This window comes from Mesorhizobium sp. CA5, from assembly GCF_020165105.1.
In the GTDB taxonomy this organism is placed as follows: Bacteria; Pseudomonadota; Alphaproteobacteria; order Rhizobiales; family Rhizobiaceae; genus Mesorhizobium.
Genome location: NZ_JAIUHJ010000003.1, coordinates 317,635 through 330,699 on the forward strand (window position 1 = coordinate 317,635; position 13,065 = coordinate 330,699).

The 13,065-nt window shown below is 62.9% G+C and carries 12 protein-coding genes; 7 read left to right on the forward strand and 5 right to left on the reverse strand.

All coding sequences use genetic code 11. The features are described 5' to 3' along the window. Positions 1 to 25: 25 nt before the first annotated feature. Positions 26 to 1,465, reverse strand: a complete 1,440-nt coding sequence (locus tag LB529_RS06405) for a DEAD/DEAH box helicase (protein ID WP_224710574.1) — start codon at positions 1,463 to 1,465, stop codon at positions 26 to 28. 12 nt (positions 1,466 to 1,477) lie between these two features. After that, on the reverse strand, positions 1,478 to 1,678 hold the full coding sequence (locus LB529_RS06410) for a hypothetical protein (protein ID WP_224710575.1): 201 nt from the start codon (positions 1,676 to 1,678) through the stop codon (positions 1,478 to 1,480). Positions 1,679 to 1,858: 180 nt separating this feature from the next. Here LB529_RS06410 and LB529_RS06415 point away from each other — a divergent pair, with 180 nt between their 5' ends. From LB529_RS06415 to waaF, 3 genes are read left to right on the forward strand one after another with little or no spacing between them, the layout of a single operon-like run. Next, positions 1,859 to 3,391: an acyl-CoA carboxylase subunit beta gene (locus tag LB529_RS06415; protein ID WP_140542881.1), complete on the forward strand. Its 1,533-nt coding sequence runs from the start codon at positions 1,859 to 1,861 to the stop codon at positions 3,389 to 3,391. Between the two features lie 52 nt (positions 3,392 to 3,443). Further along, a complete protein-coding gene (locus LB529_RS06420) occupies positions 3,444 to 4,385 on the forward strand; it encodes a glycosyltransferase (protein WP_224610712.1) in 942 nt (313 codons plus the stop codon). 60 nt (positions 4,386 to 4,445) lie between these two features. Next, positions 4,446 to 5,465 carry a lipopolysaccharide heptosyltransferase II gene (gene waaF / locus LB529_RS06425; protein WP_224710576.1) on the forward strand — a complete coding sequence of 340 codons (1,020 nt, stop codon included), beginning with the start codon at positions 4,446 to 4,448 and terminating at the stop codon, positions 5,463 to 5,465. A 1-nt stretch (position 5,466) separates the two neighbouring features. Here waaF and LB529_RS06430 read toward each other — a convergent pair whose 3' ends face one another. Together LB529_RS06430 and LB529_RS06435 are read right to left on the reverse strand one after the other, a co-directional pair. After that, the gene (locus LB529_RS06430) at positions 5,467 to 7,467 is read right to left on the reverse strand and encodes a hypothetical protein (protein ID WP_224710577.1); all 2,001 of its coding nucleotides are present in this window, start codon (positions 7,465 to 7,467) and stop codon (positions 5,467 to 5,469) included. After that, a complete protein-coding gene (locus tag LB529_RS06435) occupies positions 7,464 to 8,981 on the reverse strand; it encodes an NAD(P)H-hydrate dehydratase (protein WP_224710598.1) in 1,518 nt (505 codons plus the stop codon). The genes LB529_RS06430 and LB529_RS06435 overlap by 4 nt, the downstream gene beginning before the upstream one ends. A 346-nt stretch (positions 8,982 to 9,327) precedes the next feature. On the opposite strand from LB529_RS06435, the gene LB529_RS06440 reads away from it, so the two are divergent. Genes LB529_RS06440 through LB529_RS06450 form a run of 3 tightly spaced genes read left to right on the forward strand, consistent with a single transcriptional unit; the run spans position 9,328 to position 11,365 of the window. Continuing rightward, positions 9,328 to 9,666 carry a P-II family nitrogen regulator gene (locus LB529_RS06440; protein WP_018428041.1) on the forward strand — a complete coding sequence of 113 codons (339 nt, stop codon included), beginning with the start codon at positions 9,328 to 9,330 and terminating at the stop codon, positions 9,664 to 9,666. 49 nt (positions 9,667 to 9,715) lie between these two features. Beyond that, positions 9,716 to 11,125 (forward strand): type I glutamate--ammonia ligase, encoded by a 1,410-nt coding sequence (glnA, locus tag LB529_RS06445; RefSeq protein ID WP_095765489.1) that lies wholly within the window; start codon positions 9,716 to 9,718, stop codon positions 11,123 to 11,125. Positions 11,126 to 11,152: 27 nt separating this feature from the next. Beyond that, positions 11,153 to 11,365, forward strand: coding sequence for a hypothetical protein (locus LB529_RS06450; RefSeq protein WP_224710578.1), 213 nt, complete (start codon positions 11,153 to 11,155; stop codon positions 11,363 to 11,365). A 136-nt stretch (positions 11,366 to 11,501) separates the two neighbouring features. On the opposite strand, the gene LB529_RS06455 is transcribed toward LB529_RS06450, so the two are convergent. Next, the gene (locus tag LB529_RS06455; RefSeq protein WP_095765491.1) at positions 11,502 to 12,539 is read right to left on the reverse strand and encodes a glutamine synthetase beta-grasp domain-containing protein; all 1,038 of its coding nucleotides are present in this window, start codon (positions 12,537 to 12,539) and stop codon (positions 11,502 to 11,504) included. 310 nt (positions 12,540 to 12,849) lie between these two features. Between LB529_RS06455 and LB529_RS06460 the strand changes: the two genes are divergently transcribed. Then, positions 12,850 to 13,044 carry a DUF2735 domain-containing protein gene (locus tag LB529_RS06460; protein ID WP_140544917.1) on the forward strand — a complete coding sequence of 65 codons (195 nt, stop codon included), beginning with the start codon at positions 12,850 to 12,852 and terminating at the stop codon, positions 13,042 to 13,044. Positions 13,045 to 13,065 lie beyond the last annotated feature (21 nt).

The window sequence follows — 13,065 nt, forward strand, 5'->3', positions numbered from 1 at the left end:
GACCTGAAATCATCCGGCTCTAGGCTCAGGCGGCCCGGTTCGCCGGACGCTTGCCGCCAAAGCGGCGCTTGTTGTTGCCCTTGAAGCGCTTGAAGCCGTCGGGCTTGCTCGAGCCATTCGGCTTGGCCGCGGCCAGGCGTTCGCCCTGCGGCTTCGGAGCGCGCTCGCCATGAGGCTTGCCAGCGAAACGCTTGTTGTCGCCACCGTTGCCCGGGCGGCGGCCATCGCGACGGGCGCCGTGATGCTCGCGGTCATTGGCCGGTTCGAAATGACGCTCGGTCTTTTCCCTGGGGTCGCGCTGCGGATCCGGGCTGCCGAGATGGTCGGCCACGACCGGCAGCTTCATGCGGATGATGCGCTCGACCTGCCGCAGCTTGGCGTTTTCCGAAGGATCGCACAGCGTGATCGCAATACCGTCCCTGCCGTTGCGGCCGGTGCGGCCGATACGATGGACATAGCTCTCCGCTTCGTCGGGCAAGTCGAAATTCACGACATGGCTGATGCCGGGCACGTCGATGCCGCGCGCCGCGATATCGGTCGCGACCAGGATGCGCACCGAGCCGTCGCGGAAATCGTTGAGCGCCTTCTGGCGCGCGTTCTGCGACTTGTTGCCGTGGATGACGGCCGCCTCGAAACCGTCACGGGCAAGGTCCTTGGTGACGCGGTCGGCACCATGCTTGGTGCGCGAGAACACGATCACCGAACGCATCGCCTCGTCGGCCAGCATCTTGGACAGCACCTGGCGCTTCTGCTTGGTGCGGGCGAGCACCAAGCTCTGCACGATCTCGACCGCAGCGGTGCTTTGCGGCGAGACTTCGATACGGACGGGGTTCTTCAGCAAGCCCTTGGCAAGCTCCGCGATTTCATCGGGCATGGTGGCCGAGAACAGTGCCGTCTGGCGGTCCGGCGCAGTCGCCTTGGCGATACGCTTGACGTCGTTGATGAAGCCCATGTCGAGCATGCGGTCGCCCTCGTCGAGCACCAGCCATTTGGTGTCGGCAAGGATGAGGTCGCCCTCACGCACTAGGTCGGTCAGGCGGCCGGGCGTGGCGATCAGAATGTCGACGCCGGGCGCAACCTTCTTCACCTGGCTGAAGCGCGAGACGCCGCCCAGCACCAGCGCGGTCGAGACATGCGCGCCCTTGGCGAGGATCTTGATGGTGTCCTCGATCTGCACGGCTAGCTCGCGCGTCGGCGCCAGGATGAGCGCCCGCGTCGTCTTCGGCCGGCGCTTGGTGCCAAGGCCGATGATCTTCGAGAGAATCGGCAGCGCAAAGGCCGCCGTCTTGCCCGAGCCGGTCTGGGCGATACCGAAAATATCGCGCCCCTCGAGCTGCGGCGGGATCGCCTGCATCTGGATCGGCTTCGGATCGGTGAAGCCGGCGGCATGGGTCGCCTTGAGCAGCGCGCCGGAAATCCCAAGTGCTGCGAAACCGTTCAGTTCCGCTGTGTTTTCGTTGGTCAAAGTAATCTTCTTTCACGCGGCCTTGTGGCCGCAAACATCAATGGCGGCAGGGCGCAACCTGCCGTCGGATAAATTGTCATGGAACGACAAGGCGGCGGACAATCGTCCGCGCGGCTGCGCTGTCGTGCCCGCAGACATCATGCCTCGGGGCTTTTTCGCCAGCTTGCCGATCGACCAGGGCCGATTTGCCGGAAAGAGGGAAAACAGACGCAACCAGTCTCATTCGTCGAGAAGGCCGGATGATTCCCGGCCCAAGCGCCTATGCCGCTGCATATGGCTGAGTTCGTCCCGAAATGCAAGGGGCGTCATGTTGCGGCGCAGCAAAACAGAGGTTCTTGCGCTCCCCTGCCGGCGCGATTACCACAAATTACCTATTGGTTTTGAGGACTAGCGATGAAAGACGTGCTGAAGGAACTCGAGCGTCGCCGCGAGATTGCCCGCATGGGCGGCGGCAAGGACCGCATCGAGGCGCAGCACAAGAAGGGCAAGCTCACCGCGCGCGAGCGTATCGAGATATTCCTCGACGAGGGCTCGTTCGAGGAGTTCGACATGTATGTCGAGCATCGTTCGACCGATTTCGGCATGGAGAAGACCAAGATCGCCGGCGATGGCGTCGTCACCGGCTGGGGCACCGTCAATGGGCGTCCGGTCTATATCTTCGCCAAGGATTTCACCGTGTTCGGCGGCTCGCTGTCGGAAGCGCATGCCGAGAAGGTCATCAAAGTCCAGGAGATGGCTCTGCGCAACCGCGCGCCGATCATCGGCCTCTACGACGCCGGCGGCGCACGTATCCAGGAAGGCGTGGCGGCGCTTGGCGGCTATGCCGAGATATTCCAGCGCAATGTGCTCGCCTCCGGCGTCATCCCGCAAATCTCGCTGATCATGGGTCCCTGCGCCGGCGGCGACGTCTACTCGCCCGCCATGACCGATTTCATCTTCATGGTGCGCGACACCTCCTACATGTTCGTCACCGGGCCGGACGTGGTGAAGACGGTGACCAACGAGACGGTGACTGCCGAAAGCCTCGGCGGCGCGTCCGTCCACACCACCAAATCTTCCATCGCCGATGGCGCCTATGACAATGATGTCGAGGCGCTGCTGCAAATGCGCCGGCTGGTCGATCTTTTGCCAGCGTCGAACACAGCCGAGATTCCCGAGATAGAGTGCTACCAGTCGGTGACGGATCACGACCTGTCGCTCGACCGGCTGATCCCCGACAATGCCAACAAGCCCTACGACATCAAGGAGTTGATCCTGAAGGTCGCGGACGAAGGCGATTTCTTCGAGATTCAGCAGAGTTTCGCCAAGAACATCGTCACCGGCTTCGGCCGCGTCGAGGGCCGCACGGTCGGTTTCGTCGCCAACCAGCCGATGGTGCTGGCCGGCGTGCTCGATTCCGACGCCAGCCGCAAGGCCGCGCGCTTCGTGCGCTTCTGCGACTGTTTTTCTATTCCCATCGTCACTTTCGTCGACGTGCCAGGCTTCCTGCCGGGCACCGCGCAGGAATATGGCGGGCTAATCAAGCATGGCGCCAAACTGCTCTTCGCCTATGCCGAGGCGACCGTGCCGAAGATCACCGTCATCACCCGCAAGGCTTATGGCGGCGCCTATGACGTGATGGCTTCGAAGCATCTGCGCGGCGACATGAACTATGCCTGGCCGACGGCGCAGATCGCGGTGATGGGCGCCAGGGGCGCGGTCGAGATCATCTATCGCAAGGACATCGGCGATCCGGAGAAAATCGCCGCTCATACAAAGACTTACGAGGACCGCTTCCTGTCGCCTTTCGTCGCCGCCGAACGCGGCTATGTCGACGAGGTGATCATGCCACACTCGACCCGGCGTCGCGTCGCGCGGGCGCTGCGCATGCTGCGCAACAAGGATATGCAGAACCCCTGGAAGAAGCACGACAACATCCCGCTGTGAAAGACCTCCCGCCAGCCGAAGGGACAACCGCTAACATGAGCGCGGAGACGAAATGCGAATAACACTTGCGGCCCAGGGCCTTATTCCGTGCAAAGGCTATGGCGGCATCCAGCGGCAGGTCGAATGGCTGACTACGGAAATGGTCAAAATGGGGCATCAGGTGACATTGATCGCCGGCCCGGGATCGTCGCATCCGATGTGCGAGGTCCGCCACGCGGTGACCAATGACGAATGCCGCGCGGCTGTTCCCAAGGACACTGATATTGTCCATCTCCATGCCTGGAAGGTCGAAGTTCCTTTTCCGACGCTCAATACCGAGCGCGGCCATCTGCCGGATTACCCCAGGCCGCAGCCGAACTGGAGCTTCATCAGCGCCCGCCATGCCGAGCTGCATGGGCGCAAGACCTTCGTTTACAATGGCTTTCCGGTGGATGCCTATCGCCTGGCAGCGACGAAGAACGACCATCTATTCTTCATGGCGGCCATCGCGCGGGCCGGAAAGGGCCTCAATCGGGCGGTGGACCTGGCGAAAAAGTACGATTTCAAGCTCGATATCGCCGGCGGCTCGCGCTGGAAGCTGCTTGGCCGCAGCAAGACGCGACGCGAGGGCGTGTTCTTCAAGAGCCTGTCACTGCGCTTCCGCTATCACGGCATGGTCGATGGTGAACCGAAGGTGCGATTGCTGGGCGAGACCAAAGCCTTTCTGAATCCGATTTCCTGGGAGGAGCCTTTCGGCAATGCGCCGGTCGAATCCATGCTGTGCGGCACGCCGGTCTTGACCACGGCATGCGGCGCGCTGCCCGAAACCGTCGATGCCGATACCGGCCGTTTCTTCGACACGGATGAGGAGTTCGCGCGCGGTTTCGGTGAAATCGACGGTTTGTCGGCGCAAAGATGCCGCGAATCCGCGGCAGACCGGTTCCCGATCCAAAAGGCCGCAAAAGCCTATATCGAGCTCTACCACCGTATTCTTGATGGCGAAGCGCTTCCATGAGACATCACGCAGGTGTTTCTTAGCAGCGCTGACCGTTCCGGACCGAAAGAGTATCGCGCATTGCGCCCCATCCTGATCTTCTGCCTGCCGGCGATCGGTGATTTCATCCGCTGCCACTCGGCCATCCGGATCATCGCCGAGAGATTCCCGGGGCAGCCGATCGACATCATCACTTCAAGGGTCGCCGCGCCGCTGGCGCGGCTGATGCCGCATGTTCGCAAGGCCTGGATAGCCGAGAAGCACTGGAAGCCAGGGCTGAATGAGCGGGCTGGTCTGGCACGCGAAATCCGCCGGGAGAATTACCAGGCGGCCTATATGCTCACCAGCAGCACCAAGGCTTGCCTGGTGCCATGGCTGGCCAGAATACCGGAGCGCATCGGCTATCCGCGCGAGTTCCAGTTCGGCATCGTCAACCGGCTGCCCGCCGGTTGGCTGAAATCGATGCTTGCATTCGGCCCGCGCAAGACGCGGGTGGCAGACCAGGTTTGCGCAATCGCGCGTCTCGGCAAAAGGCCTGCCGAGGACGGACCATTGCCGGCTCCGCAGCTGGTTGTTTCCGCCGAAGAGCTTGCCGGTTGGCGTCGGCGCAACGGGATCGACCCTGCAAAGCCGGCGATTGCCCTCTACACATCGGACTTTGCCAACAAACGCTCATGGCCGATGGAGCGCTTCGTCTCGATCGCGCGCGACCATGTTGCCCGCGGCTGGTCGGTCTGGCTGATCGGCGGGCCGCGCGAGCGGCACGCTGCGGCGGAAATCAGGGCTTGTTTGCCCGCGGCGCTCGATTTTACCTCGACGCCCGATATTGCGGAAGCCATGTGCCAGATCGCGGCCTCGACCATTTTTCTCGGCGTCGACGGCGGCATCTCCCACGCTGCTGGGGCGCTGGGCGGCCCTTGTGTGCTCATATACGGTTTGAACCGAGCCTATATGCACGGTCCGGTGAACGAACAGGTGATCTTTCTCGAGCCGCCGATTTCGACGCCGGGCTGGGTGAAGAACACGCGCGCGGTATCCGAGGACAGGGTTCGCGAGGCGCTTGCGGCAGCGATCCGAAAAAACGCGCCGCAATTCACCTGACCTATTCCTCGGCTGCCGCCCCGAAACCCGCGCCCATGCTCGCGCGCGCCGTGGTCGCCCAAGGCGTGGCGTGATTGTCGATGCGCATCTGGAAGATGAAATAGGTCGGCGAGCAGAAGCCGATGCCCTTGACCCTGGCGGCGCCCGGTGTGTCCGGCGGCAGCGACTGGCACATATAATCCTCGCGGCAGAAATGGTCAGCCGAGCAGGCTGGGCGGTTGCCGCGGTTGACCGAGCCGCCGAGACACTGGTCGAAATTGTTGGTGGCCACGCAGGTGTCGAACTTCTTGCCGCCGACCAAGCCGCAGATCTCGCTCGGCATCGGCTTGCCGGGCTTGAAAGCGGAGAAGGCGCGATCCTTGTCATCGCAGGCGCGATACGCGAAGCCTCCCGGAACGCCGATCTTCGGCGGCCGGCAGGTATAGGCAGTGCGCGAGATCGCCGGCGCGAAGGCAGCGAATTGGCCGGTGATCTTGTAGCGATCGTTGAACGGCTGCGTCACGTTGCTGGCGATCGAGCCGGTGAGGCAAGGATGGCCCGAAAACATCGCTGGACTGTCTTTCGGCAGCAGGCATTGCGCCAGTTCGGTTCTCACCCCCGAAGCGGTGGCGATCGGCGTGCAGACCGTGCCGGCGCCGCATTGCCAGGTGCCGCCGAAGCGGCTTGCGTCATCCAGCATCAGGCATGGCATTGCCGTTTCGGCCGGCGCATAGGCGGGCTCGCCCGCATCCTTCCAGACGGCGGGCGGTGCGAAGGAGAGCGGACGAAAACGATTGGGCTCCCTGGCTTCAGCCGTCGCCTTGAGCCACGCCTCGCGGCGCGCAATCTCGGCATGGAGATGCGGCGAGATGCCGACTTCGATACGGTTGAGCGGCGAGGTCGTGGCGTCGTCGAGACCGATGAAATGGAAGCCGGCGGTCGAGCCCGCCTGATGGCAACCCTGGCAGGCGCCGTTGTCGAGCCGCTCGATCAAAGCGTCCGGCGTGCGCGCCAAGGTAAACTTCGAATAGTCTAGCCCGGCGAACTCCTTTGGGTCGAACAGCGGCGTGAACGGATGATTGGCTTGCCTTGCACTGCCGAAGGTCGACCAGGAGACGACTTTTCGGGCGAGGAATTCGTCCGGGATTTCGTAGACGCCGAGATCGACCGCCGCGGCATTGGCGCGGACATAGTCGGCAAGCCGCGCTTTCAGATCGGCGTCCTCGGCAAGCCGGGCTGTGTCCGGCGTATTTTCCAGCGGTTTTTCGCCGACCCTCGAACCATCGATGCTGAAGATGCGCATCAGGTAGGCGGCCTGCCCGCCGAACTCGGTTTCCTGGCCGGAAGGAAAGCGCACCACCTGCGCGTTGAGCTCGAGCTGCTTGAAGGATAGCGAGGCCTTTTCGAGCGGCCCGCCGGTCAACCAGCCGGCATCGACCGTTTCGTCGAGCTGCGGCGTCCAGCGGCCAGCAGCGCCTACACAGCCCCCGTCGGCGTCTTGCGCGACGCGGTATATGGCGCTGAAGTTGAACGGCAGGCGCGAGGCCAGTTGCTTGCCGTTCTTCCTGAAGCTGTAGGCCAGGCGATAGATGAACCGCACCTCGCCGCAGTTCGTCTCGTTGCCAAGCGTTGCGAAATCGCGCCGGTCGAGACGGTTGACGACACCGATCAGACGGAAGCGCGCCGCGTTCGTCTTCAGCCAGCGCATGTCGATGATGCGGCCGACATTGCCGTCGGTCACTTCGTAGAGAGTGCGGCCGCCGGCCTTCATCTCGGTTCGCAACGCGGCGACATCGCCGGCCACTGTGTCGACGATGGCGTGATAGGCCGGTGCCTCATCATAGAGGGATTTCAGATCGTCGCTGCCGTCGACGCCGAAGAGGTCGGCGAAGCCATATCCCCCGGCATCTAGTGCGGCGAGCACGCGTGGGTCGTCGATGATGGCAACCGGATGATCGGCGGCGCGCGCCGGCTGGGCAATGAAAGCGGCCAGGACGGCAACAAGCAGCCCCAGCCGCTTCATAGGACAGCGCTCTGCGCCAGCTCGCGAAGAACCGGCACCATGGCCAGAGGCAGGTCTTCTGCGATCAAACCCGGCCCAAAGCGGCTGCCGGCTTCGGCGTGGATCCAGACCGCGGCGCAAGCCGCTTCGAAGGCCGGCATGCCTTGCGCCAGAAGCCCGGCAATGATGCCCGCCAGCACGTCGCCCGACCCGGCGGTGGCGAGCCATGGCGCGCCATTGCTATTGATCGCGGCGCGGCCCTCCGGCGAGGCGATCACGCTGTCGGCGCCCTTGTAGACGATCACGGCGTTGGCGCGCTGCGCGGCTTCGCGTGCCTTGGCCAGCTTCGACAAGGCCTTGTTGCCGGCAATGTCGGCAAACAACCTGCCGAACTCACCCTCATGCGGCGTCATGATCAACGCCGGCGCGTCCGGTCTGGCGGCCGCCTCGAACAGCGTCAAGGCCGCATTGCGGAAAGAGGTGATGCCGTCGGCGTCGAGCACGAGGCCCTCAACGCCGCCGTCCTGCCGGTTTTTGGCGAGCACGGCGAGCGCGAAATCGCGCACCTTGTCACCGATGCCGAAGCCGGGGCCGAGAACGAAGGCGGACGGCCGGCGATCGCCGATAAGATCATGCACATCCTCGATCGCGTCGACCTTGCGCAGCATGATCGAGGTCAGATGCGCAGCGTTGACCTGCATGGCGTTGGCGGGCGAGAGCACGGTGACGGCCCCTGCTCCGCTTCTGGCGGCCGCAAGCGCCGACAGCCGCGCCGCGCCGGTCGCCGATGGTCCGCCCGAAAAGACGCTGGTATGGCCGCGCTTGTATTTGTGCGTGTCGAGGGCGGGCGCGGGAAAGCTTGCGATCCAGAGCCCGGGGCGATTCTCAAAGGCCCGCGGCGCGACCTCGTCGATGATCTCGTCACGAATGCCGATGTCGGCCAACACGATCTCGCCGCATCGCTCGCGGCCAGGCAGCAGCAGATGCCCAGGCTTCTTTCGTGCGAAGGTCACCGTGAGAGCCGCGCCAAATGCCGAACCGAGGATTTCGCCGCTTTCGCCTGAAACGCCCGAAGGCAGGTCGATCGCGACAACCGGCAGGTTCATGCCCGTCGCGGTGTCGACCGCGCCTCTGGCGTCGCCGGCGAGAGGCTTCGACAGGCCCGCACCATAGATGGCGTCGACAACCAGCGATCCAGCTTCCGCGGTGAAGGCTGAAAGCGGGTGCCGCTCCAGAGCGCAATCAGCCGCCGCGAGCGCGGCGTCGCTGCCTGCCTTCGGTTCACCCGATATCCACAGGGCCACATCGACGCCGGCCGCGGCCAGCAGCCGCGCCACGACGTAGCCGTCGCCGCCATTGTTGCCCGGGCCGCACAGCACGTGCACCTTCTTCGCGCCAGGATAGCGCGCCAGCACGACGGCCGCGACCGCCTCGCCCGCGCGTAGCATCAAGCGATAGCCGTCGAGCGGTCCGGCCGCGATTGTCAGCCTGTCGGCCTCGGCCATTTCGGCCGGCGATAGAAGTTCATTGCGCATGGGATTGCCGATCTCCATGCGATCAAGCATTGTCCAGTTTTCGGTTCGAAAGCAAACCAGTGACCGCGCCTTGTCTTGCAAATGCGGTCGCATCCGGGAGGGTTCAGCCTGCAAATTGCGCTGTCTGCCCATTTTTTACGCAGACGCGAGGAGGAGCGATGTATACGGTTTGGGCGTCCATGACGCATCCGATGCAGCCGGTGACGCGAATTTGCACCCGGACGCGGCATGGGCGCGAAAACGCCCCTCACCGCCTGCTCTCCTCAGGATTGGCACGCTTCGTGCTTGATGAAGGCGCAAGCGGGGCACACAACCCGTCTTCTTGGCAGTGGAGGCCACTTTTTACATGAAAAAGATCGAAGCGATCATCAAGCCATTCAAGCTGGACGAAGTGAAGGAAGCGCTTCAGGAGGCCGGACTGCAAGGCATCACCGTCACCGAAGCCAAGGGTTTCGGCCGTCAGAAGGGCCATACCGAGCTCTATCGCGGCGCCGAATATGTCGTCGATTTCCTGCCCAAGGTGAAGATCGAGGTGGTGCTTGGCGACGAGGCTGTCGAAGGCGCCATCGAGGCCATCCGCAAGGCGGCGCAGACCGGCCGCATCGGCGATGGAAAAATCTTCGTCTCCAACATAGAGGAAGTCGTGCGCATCCGCACAGGCGAGACCGGCATCGACGCCATCTGACCAAACCTACAATCCATTTCCGGACGTCATCACACAGGGAAGAAATGACATGACGACAGCCAAAGACATCATGAAGCAGATCAAGGACAACGACGTGAAATTCGTCGACCTGCGCTTCACCGATCCGCGGGGCAAGCTGCAGCATGTGACGATGGATGTCGTCGAGGTGGAGGAAGACATGTTCGCCGACGGCGTCATGTTCGACGGCTCCTCGATCGCCGGTTGGAAGGCAATCAACGAGTCCGACATGGTGCTGATGCCGGACACGGATACCGTCCATATGGATCCGTTCTTCGCCCAGTCGACCATGGTCATCCTGTGCGACATCCTCGATCCGATTTCGGGCGAGGCTTACAATCGCGATCCGCGCGGCACCGCCAAGAAGGCCGAGGCCTACATGAAGGCGGAAGGGATCGGCGACACCATCTATGTCGGTCCCGAGGCCGAGTTCTTCGTGTTCGACGACGTCAAGTACAAGGCCGATCCCTACAACACCGGCTTCCGTCTCGACTCGACCGAACTGCCCTCCAACGACGATACCGACTACGAGACCGGCAATCTCGGCCACCGTCCGCGCATCAAGGGCGGCTATTTCCCGGTGCCACCGATCGATTCCTGCCAGGACATGCGCTCCGAGATGCTGACCGTGCTCGCCGAAATGGGCGTGCGCGTCGAAAAGCACCACCACGAGGTCGCCGCCGCGCAGCACGAGCTCGGCATCAAGTTCGACACGCTGGTGCGCAACGCCGACAAGATGCTGATCTACAAGTATGTCGTGCACCAGGTCGCCAACGCCTACGGTAAGACAGCCACCTTCATGCCGAAGCCGGTGTTCGGCGACAACGGCTCGGGCATGCACGTCCACCAGTCGATCTGGAAGGGCGGCAAGCCGACCTTCGCCGGCAACGAATATGCCGGCCTGTCGGAGAGCTGCCTCTATTACATCGGCGGCATCATCAAGCACGCCAAGGCGATCAACGCCTTCACCAACCCGCTGACCAACTCCTACAAGCGTCTGGTGCCGGGCTATGAGGCGCCGGTGCTGCTCGCCTATTCGGCGCGCAACCGCTCGGCTTCCTGCCGCATTCCGTTCGGCAACTCGCCGAAGTCGAAGCGCGTCGAGGTCCGCTTCCCCGATCCGGGCGCGAACCCCTATCTCGGTTTCGCCGCCATGTTGATGGCCGGCCTCGATGGCATCAAGAACAAGATCCACCCCGGACAGCCGATGGACAAGGATCTCTACGACCTGCCGCCGAAGGAGCTGAAGAAGATCCCGACCGTCTGCGGCTCGCTGCGCGAAGCCCTGCAGAACCTCGACAAGGACCGCGGCTTCCTGAAAGCTGGCGGCGTCTTCGACGACGATCAGATCGACAGCTATATCGAGCTCAAGATGGCCGAGGTCATGCGCTTCGAAATGACCCCGCACCCGGTCGAGTACGACATGTATTATTCAGTCTAAGCTTCTGATCGGATGGAAATTCCGCCCTTGGAAGGCACTCCCTTCCAAGGGCTTTTCATTTCAGAAGACGGGCTTTCGAGCCGGCGCGGCGCGTGCCGGCCGGGCTCGCGCACCGGCACCGCCGGCTGCTCGCATTTCTCCGGCAACATCTTCCTCGCCCTGGTCAACCGCGACGGGAACCGCACGCCGCTGCCTGCCCCACGCCAAGACGTAGTGGCAGCGCTCAAATCGCGTGCGTGATTGCCGCCTGACGGTGGCGGCAGACTGGCCTGTATTGCCGGCTCATCTCATGCAAAAAGCCCCAGCGGGTTTCCGCTGGGGCTTTTCTAGCGTGCTCATCGCGCCAAGGGCCTGCGCCCCAGGGCAAGCGAGGAGATCAGGCGGCGGCCGAAACCGCGGCGGTCGAAACCTGCGAGATCGTCTTCAGCACCTGCGAGGCGATCTGGTAGGGGTCGCCCTGCGAGTTCGGGCGACGGTCTTCCAGGTAGCCCTTGTAGTCGTTCTTGACGAAGGAGTGCGGCACGCGGATCGAAGCGCCGCGGTCGGCGACACCGTAGGAGAACTTGTTCCACGGCGCGGTTTCGTGCTTGCCGGTCAGGCGCTTGTCGTTGTCCGGGCCGTAGACCGCGATATGATCCATCAGGTTCTTGTCGAACTGCGCCATCAGCGCCTCGAAATAGGCCTTGCCGCCGACTTCACGCATGTACTTGGTCGAGAAGTTGCAGTGCATGCCCGAGCCGTTCCAGTCGGTGTCGCCGAGCGGCTTGCAGTGGAACTCGATGTCGATGCCGTATTTTTCGGTCAGACGCAGCAGCAGATAGCGCGCCATCCAGATCTGGTCGGCGGCCTTCTTGGAGCCCTTGCCGAAAATCTGGAATTCCCACTGGCCCTTGGCCACTTCGGCGTTGATGCCTTCATGGTTGATGCCGGCGGCGAGGCAAAGGTCGAGATGTTCCTCGACGATCTGGCGGGCGACATCGCCGACGTTCTTGTAGCCAACGCCGGTGTAATACGGACCCTGCGGGGCCGGGTAGCCGCTCTCGGGGAAGCCAAGCGGACGGCCGTCCTTGTAGAAGAAATATTCCTGCTCGAAGCCGAACCAGGCATCCTCGTCGTCGAGGATGGTCGCGCGGCTGTTGGATTCATGCGGGGTGACGCCATCGGGCATCATCACTTCGCACATGACCAGAATACCGTTGGTGCGGGCCGGGTCTGGATAAAGCGCGACCGGCTTCAGCACGCAATCGGAGCTGCGGCCCTCGGCCTGGTTCGTGGAGGAACCATCGAAGCCCCATAGCGGCAGCTGCTCGAGCGTCGGGAACTCGGCGAATTCCTTGATCTGGGTCTTGCCGCGCAAATTGGGGACCGGTGTGTAGCCGTCCAGCCAGATATACTCGAGCTTGTATTTGGTCATTCTAGAGCCTCTCGTTGCTTGATCACCGCCAAATGGTGGCGACGCTCGGCCGGCTCGAGCCGGCCTGCCGACGGTCAAAAAGCAATTCGTATGCCACTCGGCCTTCGCGGGGTGCGGCAAAATGGTCATGGCAACGCGTTGATTTTGTTGAGCCGTCTCAGCAATGCGACTGGATCGTTCAGGCGCCGTTTTTGCTTACAAAATAGGCATTTGCTGATCTTTTTGTAAGCATATTGCCTAAAGGAGTCGCAGGGCATATTTTGGTGGGAAGGTGAATCGGTACGCTCCTGAAAAGGCGAGGAGATCGGCAATGCAAGTCACGCCATCGCGGCCGTCGGCAAAAGTCCTGCTGTTCCCGCTCGCAGCACGCAAGTCTGCCTCAAATTTAGGCGCAAAGGCCAAATTCGCGGCAGAACTTGCGGCACTTCGCGGCGAGCACGCCGACTTCGACGGCTGGTACCACGAAGCGGCGATCGAGGAAGAGAACCAGCAGCGCAAGAGCTGAGCTGTCCGCTTTCTTGCAATT

Excerpts from the sequence above, each read along its gene's own strand:
- LB529_RS06460 (WP_140544917.1), top strand. The coding sequence starts at position 12,850 with ATGCAAGTCACGCCATCGCGGCCGTCGGCAAAAGTCCTGCTGTTCCCG.
- LB529_RS06435 (WP_224710598.1), bottom strand. The coding sequence starts at position 8,981 with ATGCGCAATGAACTTCTATCGCCGGCCGAAATGGCCGAGGCCGACAGG.
- LB529_RS06420 (WP_224610712.1), top strand. The coding sequence starts at position 3,444 with ATGCGAATAACACTTGCGGCCCAGGGCCTTATTCCGTGCAAAGGCTAT.
- LB529_RS06455 (WP_095765491.1), bottom strand. The coding sequence starts at position 12,539 with ATGACCAAATACAAGCTCGAGTATATCTGGCTGGACGGCTACACACCG.
- LB529_RS06415 (WP_140542881.1), top strand. The coding sequence starts at position 1,859 with ATGAAAGACGTGCTGAAGGAACTCGAGCGTCGCCGCGAGATTGCCCGC.
- LB529_RS06440 (WP_018428041.1), top strand. The coding sequence starts at position 9,328 with ATGAAAAAGATCGAAGCGATCATCAAGCCATTCAAGCTGGACGAAGTG.
- LB529_RS06430 (WP_224710577.1), bottom strand. The coding sequence starts at position 7,467 with ATGAAGCGGCTGGGGCTGCTTGTTGCCGTCCTGGCCGCTTTCATTGCC.
- glnA (WP_095765489.1), top strand. The coding sequence starts at position 9,716 with ATGACGACAGCCAAAGACATCATGAAGCAGATCAAGGACAACGACGTG.